This window comes from Paraburkholderia metrosideri (genome assembly GCF_904848625.1).
Lineage (GTDB): Bacteria > Pseudomonadota > Gammaproteobacteria > Burkholderiales > Burkholderiaceae > Paraburkholderia > Paraburkholderia metrosideri.
Genome location: NZ_CAJHCP010000012.1, coordinates 224500 through 246353, shown reverse-complemented (window position 1 = coordinate 246353; position 21854 = coordinate 224500). Strand labels below are relative to the sequence as shown.

The window sequence follows — 21854 nt, the reverse complement described above, 5'->3', positions numbered from 1 at the left end:
CGAATGGACGGCGGCGCACGATCGGTATATAAACAAAGTGAAAGCATGGCGTGTCTGCCGTTGCTCAACCGATGTTGCACCGATGCCCAACCGTTGACTAACAGGAGCGATGTTCGATCATGACGCAAGACGTTTCGCCTCAGCCGCCTTCGGGCGACCGGCCCGAACTGGAACAACTCGATGCAGCGCTGAGTCACGTCGATCAGCAGGTCTCTTCTGGCGGCATTGCGTCGGGCGCTGCGAAGGGGATTCTGTATAGCCTGATCGAAACGCTTGGCGCGTTTGTCGGCGATCCTGATCTGCCTGAACATGCGCGTTCGGGTTACGAAGGGCTGCTCGAAGCCGCTCGCGAATTGCGTGCGAAGCTGGATCACTGAAGCAGAATGCAGCGCTGCCGTGTGGTCGGCGCTGCATTGAATCTGGGTTCACGCTGGCGCGTCGTTATCGGCGCTTAGCGTGAGCGCTTCGAGCCAATCCGCCGGTGCCGACGTAATCTGCAGTTGCGGCGTGCCGTGCCAATCCGCGCAACGTTGCAGCGCGCGCCGCAGATCGCCGGCAAGACGGGCGCTCAGGCGTACCCCGGTCTCCATGTGCAGCGACTTCACTTCGAATACCTGTTGCGTGCGATGCGCTTTCGCATCCACACGACCCACCAGCTTGCCGCGGCTCAGTAGCGGCAATACGAAGTAACCATATTTGCGCTTTGCCGCAGGCGTATAGCATTCGATTGCATAGTCGAAATCGAATAGCGCGGCTGCGCGCTTGCGATCCCACACCACCGGGTCGAATGGCGACAACACCGTCGTCACCGTCGACGCGAGCTTGCCGCTTGCCGCGTCGTCGAGCATCGGCGCGATGTCGCGATGGACGAACGTGTCCTGCTTCCAGCCTTCCACTTGCACCTGAATCAGTTCGCCCTGATCGGCAAGCGTATGCAGTTCATCGCGATACGGGCGGCGCGGCAGCCGGTAGTAATCGGCGACCCAATCGGCGCGTGCGACACCAAGCGCACGACAGGTGCGCCGCAGCACTTCTGCGGTAACGGCGTCGGCGGGTTGCAGGTCGCGCGCATCGTCCCAGTTGGGCATGACGCGTTCGGTCAGGTCGTACACGCGATGAAAATTGCGCCGCTCGGCGACCATTAGTTGGCCGATGGCGAAGAGCACTTCAAGATGGCGCTTTTCCGGTTTCCAGTCCCACCAGCCATTGCCTTTGCCCGCCTCGCGGACGAAATCCGCCGATCGCACCGGACCTGTTGCGCGAATGTGCGCGAGCAGCGCGTCAATCGCCTTGCGATGTTTTTTATGCCACTCGGCAGCGTATTTCCAGCCCATGCCGCTGGGGTCGAGCATCCGGTGACGCAGCAGCCCGTAGTCTTCAGTCGGCACGAAACACGCCTCATGCGACCAGTACTCGAACAGCTTGCCCTCGGCGAGATGTTCGTCGAGCCATTGCTGTGGATAGGCGCCAAGCCGGCTGAACAGCACGAGATAGGGACTGCGTGCGACGACGTGAATCGTGTCGATCTGCAACTGCGTCATGCGAGCGATTGTGTCGAGCACATCGGCTTTGACGGCCTTGCGGCGCGGCGGCGTCAGCAAACCTTGCGCGGCCAGATGCAGGGTGCGGGCTGCGGGGAGCGGCAGAGTCTTCACGCAAGTGTCGGTCTGTGAGTGACGGCGATGGGAGCGGGTACTCGGGCCCCGCCTGGATCAGCAGTCGCTACTTTAGCGTGAATACGGCCGATGATTTGTCTGCAGCCCCTGGCCGTAGGCAGCCGGTTCCGATCCTGTCACCACCCACGCCCATGATGCCGTTCCCATCCACGATGCCGCCAATGGTCGTGATGCCAGCCATGGCGATAGTAGCCGTAGCCATAGGCAGGCTGAGGCGCATACACGACTGGGGGCGGCGGTGCATAAACGACGGGCGGCGCGGCATAGACCGGCGCTGGCGTGCCGACGAACACGCCCACGTTCACCCGCGCGAGGGCGGCAGTCGATACGCAGGCGGCGGCCAACCCGAAGGCGGCGAATCTGAGCGTGGCGATCCCGCGTTTGATCATGCTTGTCTCCTGTTTCGAAGTCGAAAGAGCGGGCCGTTCACTGTCGAACGGCTGACGTCGATCTTACGAAACAGAAAGCCATGCAGGTGCAACGAGTTGAATGCGTGTGTAACAGCAGGTTAGCCACCGGGCCCCGGAGCGCGTCGACGCGCATCGACGCGGCGAGATCCTGCGGTGGCTTGCTCAGGCGCCCAGCGCGACGGCTTCTCCCGCCGACACCGCCAGCAATTGATGAATCTGCGCGACCACCGCTGCACCTTCTCCGACTGCCGCCGCCACGCGTTTCGTCGATCCCGCGCGTGCGTCGCCGATGGCGTACACGCCCTCGACCGTGGTCGCGAGATCGCACACGGACGCGTTGTCCACACTCGTGCCGGTCAGCACGAAGCCCTTGCCGTCGAGCTGGACGCCGCAGGTGCGCAGCCAGTCGGTATTCGGGTCCGCGCCGGTGAAGAGGAACAGATGCCGTGTGTCGAAGTGATCGATGCCATCGGGCAGCGGCTTTTTCAGGCCGACGGCGGCAAGGCCGCTTTCGTCCGCTTCGAGTCGGCCGATTTCCGAATTCGGATGCACGAAGACATTCGGCAGCGAACGAATCCGGTCGATCAGATAGCGCGACATGGTCGCCTCAAAGCCGCTCCGTCGAATCAGCACATGCACCTTGGCCGCATGCGTCGCGAGATAGACGATCGCCTGGCCAGCCGAATTGCCGCCGCCCACCAGCACGACCTCCTGACGCTTGCACAGCTTGGCTTCGACCGGCGAAGCCCAGTAATAGACGCCGCGTCCGTCGAAACGGTCCAGACCTTCAAGCGCAGGCCGCCGATACACCGCACCGCTGGCAATCACGATTGCACGCGCGCTGATATGCCCACCGCACTTCAGCTCCAGCCGATGCGGAAAGTCCGCGCAATGCAGTGCCTTCACGTGGACCGGAATTGCGACGTGCGCGCCGAACTTCTGCGCCTGCACGAATGCGCGGCCCGCCAGCGCCTGGCCGGAGATGCCGGTCGGGAATCCCAGATAGTTCTCGATCCGTGAGCTGGCGCCCGCCTGGCCGCCCGGCGCGCGGCTGTCGAGCACGATCACCGACAGACCTTCGGACGCCGCGTACACGGCGGTAGCCAGTCCCGCCGGCCCCGCGCCGACGATTGCCACGTCGTACACATGCGAGTCGTCGAGATCGGGCAGCAGGCCCAGGCACGTGGCCAGTTCCGGCATGCTCGGATGCCGCAGCACCGAACCGTCCGGACAGATCACGAGCGGCATGTCTTCGCGCTGCGCGGCGAATTGCTCGATCAGGCGCAGCGCGTCTTCGTCGCGTTCGTCGATCACCGAATGGGGATGGCCGTTGCGCGACAGGAAACCTTGCAGCATCACGAGCCGTGCGTCGCCGCTATTGCCGATCAGAATCGGGCCGCCCGCGCCTTTTTCGATCAGCGATACGCGGCGCAGAATCAGCGCGCGCATGATGCGCTCGCCGAGTTCGGCCTCGGCGACCAGAAGCGCGCGCAATTGGGTTGGTGGAATCAGCAGTGCTTTCACGCCGGTGAGCGCGAGGCCGTTGACCAGCGCGGGCCGGCCCGACAGTTGACCGACCTCGGCCAGAAAATGCCCGGCGCCATGTTCGCCGATCACCACCTCGCGGCCGATCCCGTCGCGCTGATAAACCTTCACGCGTCCTTCGAGCAGCACGAACATCCCGGGGCCGGTGTGGCCGGTTTCGAACAGCAACTCGCCCGCGTGCCAGTCGCCGATTTCTCCGAACCGCCGCAAACGGTCGATTTCCGCGCACGTGAGCGACGGGAACATCTGGTGCATGCGGGTCGAGAGATTCGAAAACGGCGCGTCTGCGACCGGGCCCTGCGGTTGTCCTTCAGCTTCTTGGGTTGGAACTTCTTGAGTCGAAAGCATTGAACCGCTCCTTCGGTGTTCATTGATCGATTGAACGGGAGGCGAAGCGGCGCGGCGCGCGAGCGCGCTGATACGGATGCGCTGCTTGCGCTATACGGCCTTCGGCGCGACGTCTTCGACCGCGACTTCCGGTGGCGGCATATCGGGCAGCGCCTCAACCGGCTTGCCCGAGTCGCGCCAGGCTTCCATGCCGCCGCGTAACGGCAGCACATCGGAGAAGCCGGCTTCGTTCAGTTGCTTGGCCATCCATGCCGCGGAAATCTCGTTCGGGCAGGAACAGTAAATCACCAGTTTCTGGTCATGCGGATAGGTGGCGACGATTTCGTCGAGTTGCCGTTCGTCGGCGAATTTAGAGCCGGGAATCACGAACGGATCGAGCTTGCGCTTTTCCTGCGAACGGATGTCGAACAGCACCGGTGTATGGCCCGCCTTGACCAGCGTTGCCAGTTCGTCGACCTCGATGCGCGCGGACGCCAGTTTCGAAATCAATTGACGACGCCGGATCCACCGATACGCCGCGTACAGCAACAACAGCGCAACGACGACCAGCGCCGCCGTGCGGCCGAGCCGCCCGGCGATCGCGAACATCATGTCGATCTGCCGCGAAAACAACGCGCCGATGATCAACCCCGTGCCGGACCACAGCGCCGCGCCGATGCTGTCGTAGGTGAGGAAGGTGCGATATTTCGTACCCATCGCGCCGGCCATCGGAATCGATACGATCGACAAACCCGGGACGAATTTCGCCACCGCCAATACCCGCACGCCCCAGCGGCCGAAAAAGCGTTCGGTCTTTTTTACACAGGTGTCACGCGATAACGACAAACGGCAAATGGTTTTCAGCGTATTGCCGCCATATATACGGCCAGCAAGATACCAGGCGCTGTCGCCGATCAGCGTAGCGAAGATCGACAGAACCAGAACCGGTAGTAATTGCGTGCCTACGGAACCCGGATGCATGGCGGCCATTGCGCCGAACAGCACGAGCGACGGCATCGCCGGTACCGGCAGCCCGAGCGCACCCGCCAGCACGTTGACGAAAATCAGCGCCGGTCCATATTGTTCGACGAGATCATGTAGCATCGGCTTACATCCGTAGCCCTTGCGGGGGCAGTGCAGGAAAATAAAGCGAAGGAGAATGCAAGGATTATGGACGCATTTTCAGGACGTGCAAACGGCCTGAATAAGTGTCCAATATTCTCGGGTATTGAAAGCACTAATGCGCGGTGCTCACTGCTCACGTTGCCGATTAGCGGCGTGAGCGGAACAAACAAAAAAGATCTGAAACTGTCGTGGCGCGACAGCGCGGAAATCACGCCGGGTAGACATTCTGGGCGCGCTATATGTCCGGATTTGTGAGCCTTTGCAGTGCCTTCGTCTCGAACACCGTGTTGACCGTCGAACTTGACCGTCGAACCGCAGCCGGCACAACCGGATACACCACGCGGCATTCACGCACCCATGCGCGAATGCCGCGTGTCTTATTTCATTGACGATGATTGTGCTGTTCGCCCGGCAACTCGGCGCCATGGGCGCGGATGGCGGCAATCAGCTCGGCGGGCGTGATTTCGTAGCGCACTTCGCGATGTATGCCTGGCTTGCGCTCATCGACCTCGATCAGAAGAATGCCTTTGCCGTCTTCTGTCGATTCGAGGCGCAGCGAGCGGAGTTCGCGCGCCGTTGCGTCGTCGTATTCGGAGAGCAGGGCCATTGACCCGGAGGACCCGGTAGTGCGCATCGATTTGTCCTTGTACCGTTGTTGATCGAACCATTGTACGAGCAGGACGCCGCGCCGTCTGTCGCGCCCTGATGACATGCCATGCATGTCCGCCCGTTTGCCTGACCGCTTGCCGGGAAGCCCCTGAGCATTACCTGACAAGGGGCGCCGGGCAATACCGCGCGTGACATCCGGGCATGACAACCAGTTTAACGCGACTCCCCGTCACGACGGCTGCATTTTTCGTGCCCCGTGGCGGTGCAACTCTTCTCGCCGGGCTGTCATGTTGCTGACGCACAGCCTGGTTAGGCCGCGCGCGAGCACGGCGGACGTGGGTATGCAATGCGGATTGCATTGGCTCGACAGTGGCGGCCTGTGCGCATGTGACGACTCCCGTATTGCCTCACCTTTCGGCGCACAATTGACGCGACCGCGGCTTGCCCTAGTCTTCGTCAATTGCAAAGGTAACGCGAAAAAAATCGCCCGTCCGGAAGGGGCGGGCCACTCGACGCCGTTGTGACGCGGGGCAACCGGCCCGCAGCCCGCGGGGCGTTGACGCTTCGATCCTCACGTGCCAATAAGGGGCCGTCGAGGTGGGAGTCATGTCGATCTATCAGATCATTCGGGCTTCTTCATCTTCGTGCTGGACCTCGTGCACACGTTGTTGCCCGGCATGATCGTGGACGGATCGTGAGAACCCGGCGGCAGTGCGGCTCACCGTACCGGCTGCGGATGCCGGGCGCTTCACGCTTGCAGTGGGACGCACGGGGGTCGCGTCGGCGACGCTGAACAGGCGCACCGCTTCATCGAGCACATCGGCTTGCATCGCGAGACTTTGGGCCGTCGCCGCCGCCTGTTCGACGAGCGCCGCGTTTTGCTGGGTGGCGCCGTCCAGATGCGAAACGGCCTGGTTGACCTGGCGAATTCCTTCGGCCTGCTCGCTGCTCGCGTTCGCCACTTCGACGATGATCGACGAGACGCGCTCCACGGCCTCGTCGATCGCGCGCATCTGGGCGGTCGTACGGGCGACCAGCTCCGTGCCGGCCGCCACTTCGCTCGCACTCGCCTCGACCACCGACTTGATTTCCTTCGACGACGCCGCGCATCGTTGCGCAAGCATCCGCACTTCGCCAGCCACAACCGCGAACGAGCGGCCCGCCTCGCCCGCCCGGGCTGCTTCGACGGCGGCGTTCAACGCGAGGATGTTGGTCTGGAACGCGATACCGTCGATCACGCCGGTAATGTCCGCAATACGTCGCGAGGCGGCCGTGATACCCGCCATGGTCTGCTCGACCTGACCCGCGATCTTGCCGCCGACCGCCGCCGCCGCCTTCGCATCGCGCGCCAGATCGAGCGCGCGCACGCTGGCGTCGGCGTTGGCCTGTACGGTGGTGGTCAACTGTTCCATGGTGGCGGCGGTTTCTTCCAGGGAGGCCGCCTGCAGCTCGGTTCGGCGGGCGAGATCGACGTTGCCGCTGGAAATTTCCCGCGCATTGTCGAGCATGCCGGTAATCTGCGCGCGCACGTCGTACACGATCGCCGCGAGATTCGCCTTCAACTGATTCATCGCCTGCAGCACATCGCCGAGATCGTCGTGGCGGGCGATTTGCAGATTAGCGGTCAGGTCGCCTGCGGCCAGACGCGTCGCAAAGCCCGACATGTCGCGGATCGGCGCGGCAAGCTGGCGCGCCAGCATGCGCCACGAGACGAAACTGATCGCCGAGGTGACGCCGAGCGCGACCCAGAACGGCGCAGGTGGTGTGCCGCCCCACGCCACGAGGCCGGTTGTCAGCAGCGCCAGCGGTGTCAGCGCATAACCGGAAGCCGCGCGCGTGGCAACCGGCAGGCGCATCAACGCCTGCAAGCGACCGGCCACACCGGTTCGCACGACCACGCCGCGCCGCAGCTTCACGCCGCGCGCTTCGCCGGCACCCATGCGGGCGTACAAGGTTTCAGCGTCGCGCACCGCTTCGCGTTCCGGTTTGATCCGCACGCTCAGATAACCGACTACTGCGCCTTTCTCCACCACCGGTGTGACGTTCGCGTGAACCCAGTAATGATCGCCATTCTTGCGGCGATTCTTGACCAGAGCGGTCCACGGACGGCCTTCGCGGATCGTGGTCCACATGTCGGCGAAGGCGTCGCGCGGCATATCCGGATGGCGGATCAGATTGTGCGGCTGGCCGATCAGTTCGTCGCGAGTGAAGCCCGACACGGCGATGAAAGCCGGATTGCAATATTGGATGCGGCCGGTCAGGTCGGTCGCGGAGACAAGCATGTGTGACGACGGGAATTCGTACTCGTGCCCGGTGACAGGCTGGTTGTTACGCATGGCTTTCCTTGCTGATGCAGATGCGCGTAAGCGCATGGTGCAAGGCATAACGGCAATTGACCCCGGAGTCTTTAGGGTTTCCCAGTAAAACGCTCAGGTTTTGGCAAGGCTTTGCCGTTAATGCAGGGTTGCTCGAGCCGATGCTGAAATGCGGCCTCCGGTACCCAGGATTGTCTAAGATGAGAGGTGGCAGTCACCGACCCTTATTTAATCGCGATCGACAAATTCGCTCACCACTCGGAGTGGTTCATGAATGTCGGAATATTCGCTACGCTGGTCGCCACATCCCTCGTGCTGCTCCTCGGCGAAAAACTCGTTGAATGGATTGCGGTTTTACGGACTTACTCGATTCCCGCGCCCGTGGTCGGCGGCTTGATCGTTGCGGTGGGTGTTCTGTTGATACGGGTTGTCTCGAACGTGCAGGTGCGGTTCGATGCGACGCTGCAAACGCCGCTCATGTTCGCGTTTTTTTCGACGATCGGTCTCAACGCGAATATCTCCAGCCTGAAGGCGGGCGGCCCGGTGCTGATCAAGTTTCTTTCGCTGGTGAGCGGGTTGCTGATCCTGCAAAACGTGCTGGGTCTGCTGATGGCCTTTGCGCTGGGCGTCGACCCGCTCTATGGCCTGTTGGGCGGCTCGATCACGATGTCCGGCGGACACGGAACGGGCGCGGCGTGGAGCCAGGTTTTTACCGAGCATCATGGATTGCAGTCGGCTACGGAGATCGCAATCGGCTGCGCAACGTTCGGTCTGGTGGTCGGTGGCGTGATGGGCGGTCCCATTGCACGTTTGCTGATGCGCAAACTCGGCGCTAACGAACAGCAGCGGCTGAAGGAGCAGGAAGAGCAGACGCTCGTCTTCGAAGAACCCAAAGCCGAACAGCCGACCACGCCTGCCGCTTTCATCACCACGCTTGCGCTGATTTCGGTGTGCCTGGCCGTCGGCGAAGTGGTGGCCGACTGGCTGGCCGGAACGCCTTTTGAAATGCCGACTTTCGTTTGCGTGTTGTTCGTCGGAGTGATCCTGAACAATGTGCTGCCGTTCGCGCGCGTGAACATTCCGCAGCATGCAGTCGCGTTGCTGGGCAACGTCAGTCTCGCGCTCTTTCTGGCGATGGCGCTGATGAGGCTGGACCTTTGGGAACTCGCCGGGCTGGCGCTTCCCGTGATCACGATCCTGGCGGGCCAGACTGTCCTCACGGCCGTCTATATCGTGTTCGTCACTTTCCCGACAATGGGGCGCAACTACGATGCGGTCGTGTTGAGCACCGCGCAATGCGGGCTCGGGATGGGCGCGACACCCACCGCCATCGCGAACATGCAGGCAGTGACCCATCGTTTCGGCCATTCGCATGTGGCCTTTCTGATCGTGCCGATGGTCGGCGCTTTCTTTATGGATATCGTCAACGCGATCGTCATCAAGTTGTTCCTCCTGCTGCCGTTTTTTCGTTGACGAAGCAGGGGGACGAAGCGCGCCGTTCCTGTCGGTTCGCGTTCGTCATGGCCGCTCGTTCACGCTTCTCTTCGCGAGGCCTGATCATGAATGGCCGCGCTGAACATGTCGGCGGTCCACGACTCCTGGAGCGCCCGCGAGAACAAATCCTGCTGACTCTCTGGAGCGAGGCCGCCAAGCGGCGGGTCTCGGTCGAGATTCGTCGGAAATGGATAACCCTCCGCGCACGAAGCGATCACCGCGTCGGCTTCCGCCTGCGTCATGCGCGATGTCATCAGAGATTCGCGTAAGACCGGATATAACACCGCGCACATCCTGGCGCGGTTCAGCGATTCCATTGCGCGGCCGTACGCCGATGAAATCTGCAGAAGATTCGCCATCCGCTGCACCGAAGCCGTCGTGTTCGAGCCAGCCGCATGAAACAGCGCGGGGCTGAAAAAGATCGCATCGCCCTTCTCGAGCGGCAACTGCACCGAGTGCGTCTCGAAGTAATCGCGGAAATCCTGGCGACGCCACGCGAGATAGCCTTGCGCATAGCGTTGCGAAAACGGCAGCAGCTTGGTAGGGCCGCTTTCCACCGGCATGTCGCTGTGCGCAACCGCGCCCTGAAGCGTGAGAAACGGCGACATCGTGTGAACATGGGGTGGGTAGCGTTCGGCCTGCGCGACGGTCTGGAAGCCGAGGTGATAGTCACGATGCGCCTGCTGTGCCTGTCCGCCGGGCCGTACGACATTGACCTGCGAGGTCACCTGAAAATGCGGCCCAAGCCATGCTTCGGCGATGGCAACCAGCGCCGCGCTCGAATAGTAGCGAGCGAATACCGACGGAGCGCGCAGGCACAGCTTCTCCTGCGCGTTCCAGATGCGGTCGTTGGCGCCCGCCTTCGCGAAGTGATCCGCCGCCGCGGCACCCGCTGCGCGCTCTTCGCGAATAATGGATTCGAAAACCTGGGTGGCTTCATCGACGGGTGCAGGGTCGGCATAGACATGCTTTAGCACCAGCACCCCCGCGCCACCGTTCAATACATTGGCCCACTCGGCTTGCAACTCCGCGCGGCGCGATGCGCTCTCGAAGGCGCCGCGAAGTTCGCGGCAGTCGTACAGCGGGACGTGTTCGCGCACATCGGTGGCGAACTTCAGATTGCTGCCGTCAGGCGGCGCTTTGAGCGCGGCGGCAAATTCCTGCAGAGAACAGTCCTGCTCCCGGTACCCATCGCGCGGCAGGGCTTCGCTGTGCGTTTCGGTGCGGCTCATGGTGTCTCCACATCATCGGTTATATAGCATCAACAATAGTCTTCCAGCGGCCGCTTGCGGTACTCTGAATACCTCAAAAACACCTCAATCATGGAGGCGCTCACCGTGGCCCACCCGTTTTTGATGAAGGAGATCGCCTTGCAGGCGGGCCTTGGGCTTGCCACGGTCGACCGCGTGCTGAACGGGCGGGAGCACGTGCGCGAACACACGCGTCAGCGCGTCCAGCATGCAATCCGGGAGTTGGAGAAGCAGCAGTTCCAGCTCGCCACCAGCGGACGCAAACTGGTTGTCGACGTGGTGGTCGAAGCGCCACACCGGTTCTCCGACGAAATACGTGAAGCGCTGGAATCCGAGCTACCCGGGCTTCAGCCCGCGGTATTCCGGCCGCGCTTTCTGATGCAAGACACGATGACCACCGTCGAGGTCACGGCTGCGTTGCGCACCATTGGCCGACGAGGCAGCCACGGTGTATTTCTGAAGGCGCGTGATGTGCCGGCAATCGCCGAGGCCGTCCATGACTTGCAGCAACGAGGCATTCCGGTCGTGACGATCTTCACGGACATTCCGCAGTCGGCACGCGTGGCCTATGCAGGCCTCGACAACCGGATGGCGGGCGCGACGGCCGCTTACCTGATTGGTCAATGGCTCATGGGTAGGAAGGGTGATGTGCTCGTGACGATGAGCAACGAGCGTTTCCGTGGCGAAGAGGAGCGGGAAATCAGTTTCCGCGACGAAATGCGACGACGCTATCCGGCGTTGAATCTGATCGACGCCAGCGGCGGTCACGGGCTGGATATTCAGACCGAAGAGCGGGTCCGGCGGGTGGTCGGTTCAGACCGGAAAATCGTCGCGGTTTACTCGATGGGCGGCGGCAATGTGGCGATCCTTCGCGCGCTCGAATCGATCGGTCAAAAGCCGACGTGCTTTATCGGGCACGACCTCGATCGCGACAATGTCCATTTGCTGCGTGCCGGGAAACTCAGCGCGGTCCTGCATCACGACCTGCGGCAGGATATGCGGACCGCGTGTCATCACATCATGCATGTCCATAAGCTGCTGCCGGCCTCTGCTATTGGCGCTTCGTCGTCGGTCGTGGTCGTGACACCGGCGAACATTCCGCGCTATGTCGACGAACGTTTCGGCACGCAAAAAAAAGCCGCGGACTGATCGCCGCGGCTCGAACACACACGCCGCCCCATGAGGAGCCGACGTCTAATAAATCCTACGCGAGCGATGCGACCCGAAACAATCGGGTTTCTCGTCTGATGTTTTTTCGCAGCGCGCGAAGGCTTGTGTACATGGCTTGGCAACAAATTTTTTCACGCTGGTGTTGTAAAAAACCAAAGCCAGCGCGTGCCGGCCGCCACCACCCTCAAACCAGCCCTGTCATGTAATAAACGGCGATTACGAAGAACACCGCCAGCGTTTTGATCACCGTCACCGCGAAGATGTCGCGATATGACTGACGATGCGTCAGCCCAGTCACGGCCAGCAGCGTAATCACCGCGCCGTTGTGCGGCAGCGTGTCCATACCGCCACTCGCCATTGCGACGACCCGGTGCAGCACTTCCATCGGAATCTGCGCGGCTTGTGCGCCCTTGATGAACACGTCGGACATCGCCGCGAGCGCAATGCTCATACCGCCCGACGCCGAGCCCGTGATCCCCGCCAGCGTGCTAACCGACACAGCAGCATTCACGAGCGGATTAGGAATGCTCTTCAACGCATTGCTCACTACCAGAAAGCCCGGCAACGCTGCGATCACACCGCCAAAGCCGTATTCCGATGCGGTATTCAACGAGGCCAGCAGCGCGCCCGCCACCGCAGCCTTGGTGCCGACGGCAAAACGCGTGCTCACGCGGCCGAACGCGGTGACCACGACCATGACGATGCCCAGCAGCAGGGCACCCTGCACGGCCCAGATCGCGACCAGGCTCTTGACCGTCGTTTCAACCGGCGCATGAAGGCCCGGCAGGATATCCGGCGTGATGGTGTAGGTCGCGCCGTACCAGGTGGGGATCCAGCGCGTCAGCAGGAAGTTGGCGACACCAACCACGATCAGCGGCGCGACCGCCAGCAGCGGATGCGGCAGTTGCTTCGACTCGACGCGTTCCGGCTCGTTGACCAGATCGGTGCCGTAGCCCTCGCCGGTTGCCATTGCCGCACGACGGCGCCATTCCAGATACGTCAGACCGACCACGATGATGAACAGCGAACCGATCACACCGAGCGCGGGCGCGGCCCATGACGTGGTCTTGAAGAACGTGGTCGGAATGATGTTCTGGATCTGTGGCGTGCCGGGCAGAGAATCCATCGTGAACGAGAACGCGCCGAGCGCAATCGCGCCGGGCATCAGCCGCTTTGGAATATTGCTCTGGCGATACAGCTCGGCAGCGAACGGGTAGACCGCGAACACGACCACGAACAGCGACACGCCGCCATAGGTGAGGAGCGCGCACACCGCGACGATCACCGCATTCGCGCGCGAGCGGCCGATATAACGGATCGCGGCGGCGACAATCGACTCCGAGAAGCCCGACAGTTCGATGACCTTACCGAACACGGCACCCAGCAGGAACACCGGGAAGTAGAGCTTCACGAAACCGACCATCTTGTCCATGAAGATGCCGGTGAATACCGGCGCCACGGCGGCCGGTTCGGTCAGCAGAACGGCGGCGAGCGCCGCGATTGGCGCGAACAGGATGACGCTATAGCCGCGATACGCGGCAAACATCAGAAACGCCAGTGCGGCGAGGACGATGACAAAGGACATTGAGTCTCCAAAGCTTGGTTGTTCTACGTGTAAGCCGTCCTGATCATGCGACGGCACGGCGGCTGCAAACGCCGGTTTCGTGCCACACAGAAAAGCTTGGGCTCATGCATGGATTGCACGTGCCGAAGCTGAAAACGTCATTCGGCGGATTGTACCCAAACGTCTACGAAGCGGGACGCAAATCGGCTGAACATCAGCTGAACTGAGGTTAAACCCTTATATAACTAGCCTGTGGACGGTCTCGCCAATGAGATAAGCTGTCTACAAAACGAGACAACACAACTAGAACGATACCTGGAGACAGCGACAACATGATGAATGACTGGGCCGGCGTGCCCGCCGACTATGGTGACGTATTGCGCCGGGCGATGGACTCGCTGTTTCGCACGTTCGAAAACTTCAGCGAAGGCACGTTTATCGTCGACGCCGATGCGCGCGTCGTCTGGATCAATAAGCGCTATGCGGCGCGTTTCGGTTTTTCCGACCCGCAGCAGGCGGTAGGCCGCGATTGCGAAGCGGTCATTCCGAACAGTCTGATGCGTGAAGTGGTCGTGACCGGCAAGCCGATTCTGCTCGACATCATGGAGACGGATCGCGAGCCACTCGTCGTCACCCGCTTACCGCTGAAAGACGATGCCGGCACGACGGTCGGTGCGGTGGGTTTCGCGCTGTTCGACGAACTGAAAGCGCTGACGCCGCTTTTTTCCCACTACTCGCGCGTGCAGGAAGAGTTGATCGCGACGCGTCAATCGCTCGCGCAGGCGCGGCGGGCCAAATACACGTTCGGCAGTTTTGTCGGCACGAGTGCGGCGAGTCTTGAGGTGAAGCGCCAGGCGCGCCGTGCGGCGCAACTCGAATCGCCGGTATTGCTGCTGGGTGAGACCGGCACGGGCAAGGAACTGCTTGCGCATGCGATCCACGGCGGCTCGGCACGTGCGAATCAGCCGCTCGTGACGGTCAACGTCGCGGCCATTCCTGAGACGTCGCTCGAAGTCGAGTTCTTCGGGGCGGCGTCTGGCGCTGATACCGGTGCGGATCGAAAAGGGCGGCTCGGCAAGTTCGAACTCGCCAACGGCGGCACGCTGTTTCTCGACGAAATAGGAGATATGCCGCTGCCGTTGCAGGGCAAGTTGCTGCGGGTGCTTCAGGACAAGGAATTCGAGCCGCTCGGTTCGAACCGGATGGTTCGGGCCGACGTGCGGATCATCGCGGCCACCTCGGCTGATCTGCCCGCGCTGGTCGCGGCCGGACGTTTTCGCGCGGATCTGTTCTACCGGCTGAATGTGCTGACGATCCACGCACCGGCACTACGCGACCGCGCGTCTGACATCGAGGCGCTCGCCTACGCGATGCTGGAAGATCTGTCGACGCAAACGCGTGGCGGCAGCCATGTCGAACTCCGGGACGACGCTGTGCGGCTACTGTGCTCGTACCCATGGCCGGGGAATGTCCGCGAACTGCGCAACACGCTGGAGCGCGCGGTGATGCTCTCCGATAGCGAGCGGATCGACGCACAGGCGCTGGCGCCGTTTCTCGGCCCGGCACAGGGTGGGCGGCGCGCCGAGCCGGCTGCTTCGGTGTCGACGCCTGCCACGACGCCAGGCGTGATCCACGAGCCTGCCTCATGGAGCGACGCAATGGCCAGCTTCGAAAAGCGCTTCCTGACCGACGCGTTGCGCGCGAACGGCGGTCGCGTGATCGACACCGCTAACCAGATCGGCATGGGCCGGGCCACGCTTTACAAAAAGATCGCGGCATACGGCATCGACGTTTGAAAAGTCCCGCCGGCCCGTCGCGCGAATGACGCAGCGCAATGGCCGCATGGCACAATCGCGAGATCGAAAAACAAGACGTGATCGGGGCATCAAATGAAACGCAATTTCTCCGCTTTTGCACGCCGCGCCTGCCGCGCCACGCTGGCCGCGGGCGCTGTCGCGGCCGCGCTAGCCGGTTGCAGCAGCAGCCCGCCGCTGTTTCTGTCCGACGGCCGTCAGACGACGCTGGTTCAATGCCCCGCCGGTTCCGATAATTGCGCGCAGCAGGCCAGCGCGAGTTGCGGCGGCGCGTTCGACGTCGTCCGCCAGTCCACCGACAACGGCACGCTCAGCCTGATCTACGCCTGCCGCGCGAAATAACATCACGCCAGCGCAAGGCTGGCGTGATGAGTTTTGGTTAACCCGTAGGCATTCTCTCAGCCCGCTAACCGGCGGGTCCCCGTTTTCCCAGCAGGCGGTCCACATTCCCCAATCGGCCAAGCGTATTAATTCAAACAGAAGCCATTGGCATACGCGCATATCCGTCATAAAAACCTGCGTCTAATGGGCATCCGATCAACCGGTAGCATGCGTAATGAGTATTGACCGCCGCGTCTGCATTAATTTCGCCAGCGTGAAATGCTAATTAGATGATCGGTTTCGTTTTTGATATTGAATAGGGTCGGTGCGGAAGCCAACGGAACGCGAACTGTCACGCCAGTATTCTCTTTTCACCGGTTCGGCATCAAACACACGACGCAGGTTTTGCCGTTTTTTCAGGGGTGGAAAAACATTCGCGTAGTATTTTCCGTTCCGGTAAGAGTGACATCCATTGCGGCACGATTCATGCGTAGAAATTTTGCGTTGCATTAATTCAATGAGAATAACGGGGATAGCAATGAATCATCATCAGCTCGAAAAAGATATTCAGCATCTCGAACACGTGATTTCCCATATTTCCGCCGAAGACCGAATTCCGCTGTCTTATTGGCGCAGCCGTATCGAGTTCGTTTCCGGAGCGGTGCGGGTACCGGCGCAGGCCAGCCGGATTAAACGTCTGAATGCGGCGTTGTCGGCCTTGGAGAATCGGCAAAAAGCCTGATGGCGCGCTTGAATGTGCAAGTCGCGGTGGGAGTGAAGCGCAGTCGTGTAACCTTCGACGACGTAACGTTTTCTGCAAGAATGAGGGAACGTAACGCAGAAGCGGGCAGTAGCGACCGTGAGTCGGCGGGTCTCTTCATCCACTGAACAGGACAAACATGCAAGCAGCAGGATTTTCCGCGCCCCGACTGACGGCGTTGACCAACGTCATGCAAGGTTACGTGGAGCGCGGCGAAGTAGCGGGAGTGGTGTCACTGGTATGGCGGCGCGGCGAGATCGGCTATCTCGAGCCGCTCGGTTGGCGTGACGAAGCCGCGCAATTGCCAATGGAGCGCGACACGCTGTTTCGCATTGCGTCGATGACCAAACCGGTGACGAGCGTCGCGATCCTGATGCTGATCGAAGAGGACCGGCTCGCACTCGACACGCCGGTTTCGCTATGGCTGCCGGAACTGTCCGGGCTGCGCGTGCTGCGTGACCCCGCTGGACCGCTCGACGATACCGATCCGTTGAAGGCGCCGATCACGGTGCTCGATCTGCTGACGCATCGCGCGGGCTTCGCTTATCACTTCACCGCAACCGGCCCGTTGGCCGACGCGTATGCGGCGACGTTCAACGGCTTCGAGGCGCACGGCGATACCAGCGCGTGGCTCAGCCGGATTGCGCAATTGCCGCTGATATTCCAGCCCGGCTCGCGCTGGCATTACGGCATCGCGACCGACGTGCTCGGCGTGCTGATAGAACGCGTGAGCGGCATGTCGCTCGGCGACTTTTTCCGCACGCGAATCTTCGAGCCGCTCGGCATGCGCGACACCGCGTTCTGGGTGCCCGAGGCGCAGCTTCCAAGATTGGCTACCGCTTATAGCGTCGATCCGGCCACGGGGCGACGGGTGATCGAAGATCATTCGTCGTCGAGCCGCTGGGCGAACCCAGACCGCTTTCAGAGCGGCGGCGGCGGCCTCGTTTCGACCGCGCAGGACTATCTGCAATTCGCGCGACTGTTACTGGGACGCGGGCGCGTCGACACCATGCGTTTGCTGTCGCATCGTTCGGTCGATCTGATGCGCTCGAATTTCCTCACACCCGACCAGCGTCGCGTGCCGGCATTCGGGCGCTTGATCTGGGCAGGGCAGGGGTTCGGCCTGGGTCTCTCCGTCGTCGACGATCCGGCGCAGCAGTTGTCGCTCGGCTATCGCTCGATAGGGTCTTTCGGCTGGCCTGGCGCGTATGGCACAAGCTGGTTCGCCGATCCAGTGGAAAACCTGATCGGTTTGATGCTGATTCAGCGCCGTTCGATGGACGCGTTTCCGATGTCCGTCGATTTCGAACGCCGCGTGTACGATGCCATTGACGATTAAACGCATCGGCCGCCGCAACTGACAATCCAGCACCGCGCGCAGTTGTGATTTTTTCTATCCGGCGCTTTATTCGTCTGATAGTGTCCGCACTGCAATTCGCCAAACCGATGGGAGCACCCGCCATGGCCTCTTACAAACAATTAACTGCCCAACTCGAAAAGCTTCACAAGGAAGTCGCAGTGGCCCGCGAAAAGGAAATTGCGCAGGCGATTGCGGACATCAAGCAGAAAGTCGCCGAATACGACCTGACTGCGGAGGAATTGGGCTTTACGACTGAGCGCAAACCGGCGCGTAAAGCGGCTTCGGCGTCGGTCGCGAAGTATCGCAATCCGAAAACCGGTGAAACCTGGAGTGGCCGCGGCCGCTCGCCGAGTTGGCTGGCGGGTAAAAATCGTGAGCGGTTTCTGATTGAAGTCTGAAAGCGCTTTACTCCGCACGGTCGGTTTTCTCAGGCTCGCGACACCCTGTCGCGCAATGGCCTGAATCAGAAGTGATGCCGCGGGTGATTTATTCCGCACCGCAACGCGGGTCCCGAAAACGCTCACCTTTCGCGTGAGCGAGACGGCGCGATACAGCATTTTCGTGATCGTGGCATTCGCGCCCGGTGGTGACGGCAAGCTTGGTTTGGTCGCGTGATTCATCTTCCCGATCGATGCTGTCCCGATCCCGCGCAGCGGCGCGTATGCGTCACCGAACCCGCGATGTCCGCTGCTGGCGGGTGTTTCAGAGCTTTTCAAAAAATCGCATAGCCCTCTCCTGACGCTTTTTAATCCGTTCACCCCACGTTCAGCGCGTAATCAAAACCCGCGCGGCAGGTGCGTGAACGAACCTCCTCCGTGTTCACCTTTCGCGCCGATTCGGCTTGACTTGTCGCAGGTCCCGAAAACCCTCACCTTTGCGGTTTTCCTCGCACGCGACGTGAGTCGCGCTCGGGACAAACCCGGAGTTGAGTTTGCCTCATACCCCGGATCAAAACTCATCGATACATGGTCGCGGATGCCGAACGCCACAATCGGTCATCCATTCAACTTCGACGGAAAGACCATGAGCGTATCGACGGAAAAACAACTCTTTATCGGCGAAGGATTCGAAGGCCCGGGCGTCAACCTCGCGCACATCAACGTACTGGTCGGTCCGCGCAATGGTCCGGCAGGCCAGGCTTTCGCGACCGCGCTCGCGACCCCGTCAGCAGGCCACGCGCCGTTCGTCGTGATCGCTCGTCCCGGCGTGCCGACCAAGCCGCTGACGCTGTATGTGAACAAGGCGCAGATCGGCAGCGACTTCCACGGCAACGCGACGTGGGGCGCTTCGCAGGCGGGCATCGCAAAGGCGGTGGCCGAATCGCTCGAAAACGGCACGCTGCCGCCCGAAGCGGAAAACGATTGGGTCGTGGTGTCGGCGAACTGGGTCAACCCGTCGACCGACGATCTCGACGCCGTCTTCGACAACAACTACCGCGCGTGCAAGAACGCGATTCTTGCGGCGATGAAAGGCCTGCCGCATCGCGATGAAGTGTTCGCCGCCGCGCGCGAAGTATCGAATCCGTTCTACACCCCGAAACAACGTTAATTGCGGGCCGCGCGTTGCGCGAGATCCCGCCGCCCGCGCAGCTGGATGCGACCTGAAAGGAGATCAGCATCATGGAATACATTCGCCTCGGCCAGTCAGGCCTGAAGGTTTCGCGTCTGTGCCTCGGCACGATGAACATGGGCACGCCGCAATGGAAGCCGTGGATTTTCGACGAAGCGCAAAGTGAGCCGATTGTTCGTCATGCGCTCGACGCAGGCGTCAATTTCATCGACCTCGCCGATTTCTATTCGTCCGGTGTCGGCGAAGAAGTGGTGGGCCGCATTCTGAAGCGCGCGTCGCGTCGCGAGGAAATCGTCGTGGCGACCAAGGTCGGTTACGACATGGGCAACTATCAGAATGCGGGCGGCCATTCGCGCAAGCACATCATGGACGGCATCGACGGCTCGTTGAAGCGTCTCGGCATGGATTACGTCGACCTCTACATGCTGCATTTCTTCGACGTGAATACGCCGGTCGAGGAAACCATGGGCGCGATGAACGATATCGTGCGCGCCGGCAAGGCCCGGTATATCGGCGTGTCGACCATGTACACGTGGCAACTCGCGAAGATCATGCAGGTCTGCGAACGCAATGGCTGGCACAAGCCGGTCAATATGCAGTTGCAATTGAATCTGGCGTATCGCGAGGAAGAGCGCGAAATGATTCCGTATTGCCAGGATCAGGGCATCGGCGTTTCTGTGTTCAGCCCGCTGGCGCGTGGTCTGCTGACGTGCGACGCGAATTCGACGCGCAATCAGACCGACTTCTTTACCGCGCAAATGTATGGCGATGTCGCGTCGCGTGAGATCGCAGCGTCGGTGGCGCGCGTAGCGGCGCGACGTGGCGTGTCCGCTGCGCAGATCGCGCAGGCCTGGGTGCTCAATCATGGCGGTGTCGCGAGCATGCTGGTCGGCGCGGATACGCCGGCGCAATTCGATAGCGCACTGGCCGCACTGGGCACGACACTCACCGACGATGAACTGTTCGAACTCGAACGCAATTACACGCCGTGCGATCTGATCAACGATTACACTGCCGGCCGCCGCGTGGCGCGCGAACCGCGTCCCGCGCAACGCACGTTCGACGAAACTCTGGAGAAGGCGGCATGAACGAATTTCTCCGCACAGGGCACTACATTGGTGGCGAGTGGTACGACAGCGCGAGCACGTATGCGGTGTTGAATCCCGCGACGGGCGACGTGGTGGCGCAGGTCGCGAAAGGCGGCGCTGCTGAAACCGCCCAGGCGATCGCGGCCGCTGCGAAAGCGTTTCCCGCCTGGCGCGCACTGACCGCGAAAGAACGCAGCGCACGCGTGAAGCGCTGGGGCGAATTGATGATCGACAATCGCGACGCGCTCGCCGAACTGTTGTCGCTCGAACAAGGCAAGCCGCTCGCCGAAGCACGCGGCGAAGTCGGCTACGCGGCGAGCTTCTTCGAATGGTTCGCCGAAGAAGCCAAGCGCGCCTACGGCGATGTCATCCCGAGCCCGAATCCGAACGCGAAGATCATCGTGACGCGCGAGCCAATCGGTGTGGTCGCGGCGATCACGCCGTGGAATTTCCCGCTCGCGATGATCACGCGTAAAGCCGGTCCCGCGCTGGCGGCGGGCTGCACGATGGTGCTCAAGCCATCGGAAGAAACGCCGTTGTCCGCATTTGCACTGGCGGTGCTGGCCGAGCGCGCGGGTATTCCGGCGGGCGTGTTCAACATCGTTTCCGGCGATGCGGTCGCGATTGGCGGCGCGCTGACCGAATCCGATGTGGTGCGCAAGCTGTCGTTCACCGGCTCGACGCGCGTCGGCAAGCTGCTCGCCAGGCAGTCGGCGGATACGCTGAAGAAGCTGTCGCTCGAACTCGGCGGCAACGCGCCGTTCATCGTGTTCGACGACGCTGATCTCGACGCCGCCGTGCAAGGCGCGATGGCATCGAAATTCCGCAACACCGGACAGACCTGTGTGTGCGTGAATCGCTTCTACGTGCAGGACGGCATTTACGACGCGTTCACGTCCGCGCTGACGCAGGCGGTACGCAAGATGCGCGTCGGCAATGCATTGCAGGGCGATGTCGAGCAGGGTCCGCTGATCAACCAGGCTGCGCTGAAGAAAGTCGAAACGCACGTCGCCGATGCGTTGCAGAAGGGCGCGAAGGTGTTGACCGGCGGCAAGCCGCACGCGCTCGGCGGCACGTTCTATGAGCCGACCGTTCTCGCAGACGCATCGCGCTCGATGCTGATCGCCGAAGAGGAGACCTTCGGGCCGGTCGCCGCGTGTTTCCGCTTCAAGACGGAACAGGAAGTCATCGCTGCGGCGAACGACACACCGTTCGGTCTGTCCGCGTACTTCTACACGCGCGATCTGGCGCGTGCATGGCGCGTCGGCGAAGCGCTGGAAAGCGGCATGGTCGGCATCAACGAAGGCATTCTGTCGACCGAAGTCGCGCCGTTCGGCGGCGTCAAACAGTCGGGTCTGGGCCGGGAAGGCTCGAAGTACGGGCTCGAGGAATACACAGAACTGAAGTACATGATGATGGGCGGCCTCGGACGCTGATCCTCGACCCGTGCCGCCGTC

General features: G+C 61.8%; 19 protein-coding genes. 11 read left to right on the top strand and 8 right to left on the bottom strand.

Features of this window, described 5'->3' with window-relative positions; translation table 11 throughout:
• Nucleotides 1–119 precede the first annotated feature (119 nt).
• Entirely contained in the window at nucleotides 120–377 is a 258-nt protein-coding gene (locus LMG28727_RS25960) for a hypothetical protein (protein ID WP_201645158.1), read from the top strand.
• Nucleotides 378–425: 48 nt separating this feature from the next.
• On the opposite strand, the gene LMG28727_RS25955 is transcribed toward LMG28727_RS25960, so the two are convergent.
• The 6 genes from LMG28727_RS25955 to LMG28727_RS25930 all read right to left on the bottom strand — a co-directional run bounded on the left by LMG28727_RS25955 (nucleotide 426) and on the right by LMG28727_RS25930 (nucleotide 8028).
• Nucleotides 426–1655 (bottom strand): winged helix-turn-helix domain-containing protein, encoded by a 1230-nt coding sequence (locus LMG28727_RS25955; protein ID WP_201645157.1) that lies wholly within the window; start codon nucleotides 1653–1655, stop codon nucleotides 426–428.
• Between the two features lie 137 nt (nucleotides 1656–1792).
• Nucleotides 1793–2065, bottom strand: coding sequence for a hypothetical protein (locus tag LMG28727_RS25950; RefSeq protein WP_201645156.1), 273 nt, complete (start codon nucleotides 2063–2065; stop codon nucleotides 1793–1795).
• A 183-nt stretch (nucleotides 2066–2248) separates the two neighbouring features.
• A complete protein-coding gene (locus LMG28727_RS25945) occupies nucleotides 2249–3979 on the bottom strand; it encodes an FAD-dependent oxidoreductase (RefSeq protein ID WP_201645155.1) in 1731 nt (576 codons plus the stop codon).
• A gap of 90 nt (nucleotides 3980–4069) precedes the next feature.
• Entirely contained in the window at nucleotides 4070–5062 is a 993-nt protein-coding gene (locus LMG28727_RS25940; protein ID WP_201645154.1) for a DedA family protein/thiosulfate sulfurtransferase GlpE, read from the bottom strand.
• A 403-nt stretch (nucleotides 5063–5465) separates the two neighbouring features.
• Nucleotides 5466–5717 (bottom strand): hypothetical protein, encoded by a 252-nt coding sequence (locus LMG28727_RS25935; protein ID WP_201645153.1) that lies wholly within the window; start codon nucleotides 5715–5717, stop codon nucleotides 5466–5468.
• 592 nt (nucleotides 5718–6309) lie between these two features.
• Nucleotides 6310–8028 (bottom strand): methyl-accepting chemotaxis protein, encoded by a 1719-nt coding sequence (locus tag LMG28727_RS25930; protein WP_201645152.1) that lies wholly within the window; start codon nucleotides 8026–8028, stop codon nucleotides 6310–6312.
• Between the two features lie 249 nt (nucleotides 8029–8277).
• Here LMG28727_RS25930 and gltS point away from each other — a divergent pair, with 249 nt between their 5' ends.
• Entirely contained in the window at nucleotides 8278–9480 is a 1203-nt protein-coding gene (gltS, locus tag LMG28727_RS25925) for a sodium/glutamate symporter (protein WP_201645151.1), read from the top strand.
• Between the two features lie 59 nt (nucleotides 9481–9539).
• Here gltS and LMG28727_RS25920 read toward each other — a convergent pair whose 3' ends face one another.
• Entirely contained in the window at nucleotides 9540–10733 is a 1194-nt protein-coding gene (locus tag LMG28727_RS25920) for a phytanoyl-CoA dioxygenase family protein (protein WP_201645150.1), read from the bottom strand.
• Nucleotides 10734–10838: 105 nt separating this feature from the next.
• Between LMG28727_RS25920 and LMG28727_RS25915 the strand changes: the two genes are divergently transcribed.
• Entirely contained in the window at nucleotides 10839–11900 is a 1062-nt protein-coding gene (locus tag LMG28727_RS25915; protein ID WP_201645149.1) for a LacI family DNA-binding transcriptional regulator, read from the top strand.
• A 205-nt stretch (nucleotides 11901–12105) separates the two neighbouring features.
• On the opposite strand, the gene LMG28727_RS25910 is transcribed toward LMG28727_RS25915, so the two are convergent.
• On the bottom strand, nucleotides 12106–13506 hold the full coding sequence (locus LMG28727_RS25910) for a GntP family permease (RefSeq protein ID WP_201645148.1): 1401 nt from the start codon (nucleotides 13504–13506) through the stop codon (nucleotides 12106–12108).
• 311 nt (nucleotides 13507–13817) lie between these two features.
• Here LMG28727_RS25910 and LMG28727_RS25905 point away from each other — a divergent pair, with 311 nt between their 5' ends.
• The 8 genes from LMG28727_RS25905 to LMG28727_RS25870 all read left to right on the top strand — a co-directional run bounded on the left by LMG28727_RS25905 (nucleotide 13818) and on the right by LMG28727_RS25870 (nucleotide 21833).
• Nucleotides 13818–15281: a sigma-54 interaction domain-containing protein gene (locus tag LMG28727_RS25905; RefSeq protein ID WP_328811299.1), complete on the top strand. Its 1464-nt coding sequence runs from the start codon at nucleotides 13818–13820 to the stop codon at nucleotides 15279–15281.
• Nucleotides 15282–15374: 93 nt separating this feature from the next.
• Nucleotides 15375–15641 carry a hypothetical protein gene (locus tag LMG28727_RS25900; RefSeq protein WP_201645147.1) on the top strand — a complete coding sequence of 89 codons (267 nt, stop codon included), beginning with the start codon at nucleotides 15375–15377 and terminating at the stop codon, nucleotides 15639–15641.
• A 517-nt stretch (nucleotides 15642–16158) separates the two neighbouring features.
• Nucleotides 16159–16362, top strand: a complete 204-nt coding sequence (locus LMG28727_RS25895) for a hypothetical protein (RefSeq protein ID WP_201645146.1) — start codon at nucleotides 16159–16161, stop codon at nucleotides 16360–16362.
• A gap of 157 nt (nucleotides 16363–16519) precedes the next feature.
• Nucleotides 16520–17719, top strand: a complete 1200-nt coding sequence (locus LMG28727_RS25890) for a serine hydrolase domain-containing protein (RefSeq protein WP_201645145.1) — start codon at nucleotides 16520–16522, stop codon at nucleotides 17717–17719.
• A gap of 122 nt (nucleotides 17720–17841) precedes the next feature.
• A complete protein-coding gene (locus LMG28727_RS25885) occupies nucleotides 17842–18138 on the top strand; it encodes an H-NS histone family protein (RefSeq protein WP_201645144.1) in 297 nt (98 codons plus the stop codon).
• Between the two features lie 625 nt (nucleotides 18139–18763).
• Nucleotides 18764–19288, top strand: coding sequence for a formaldehyde-activating enzyme (fae, locus tag LMG28727_RS25880; protein ID WP_201645143.1), 525 nt, complete (start codon nucleotides 18764–18766; stop codon nucleotides 19286–19288).
• Between the two features lie 71 nt (nucleotides 19289–19359).
• A complete protein-coding gene (locus tag LMG28727_RS25875) occupies nucleotides 19360–20397 on the top strand; it encodes an aldo/keto reductase (protein WP_201645142.1) in 1038 nt (345 codons plus the stop codon).
• The gene (locus LMG28727_RS25870; protein WP_201645141.1) at nucleotides 20394–21833 is read left to right on the top strand and encodes an NAD-dependent succinate-semialdehyde dehydrogenase; all 1440 of its coding nucleotides are present in this window, start codon (nucleotides 20394–20396) and stop codon (nucleotides 21831–21833) included. Before LMG28727_RS25875 ends, LMG28727_RS25870 begins: the two co-directional genes overlap by 4 nt.
• Nucleotides 21834–21854 lie beyond the last annotated feature (21 nt).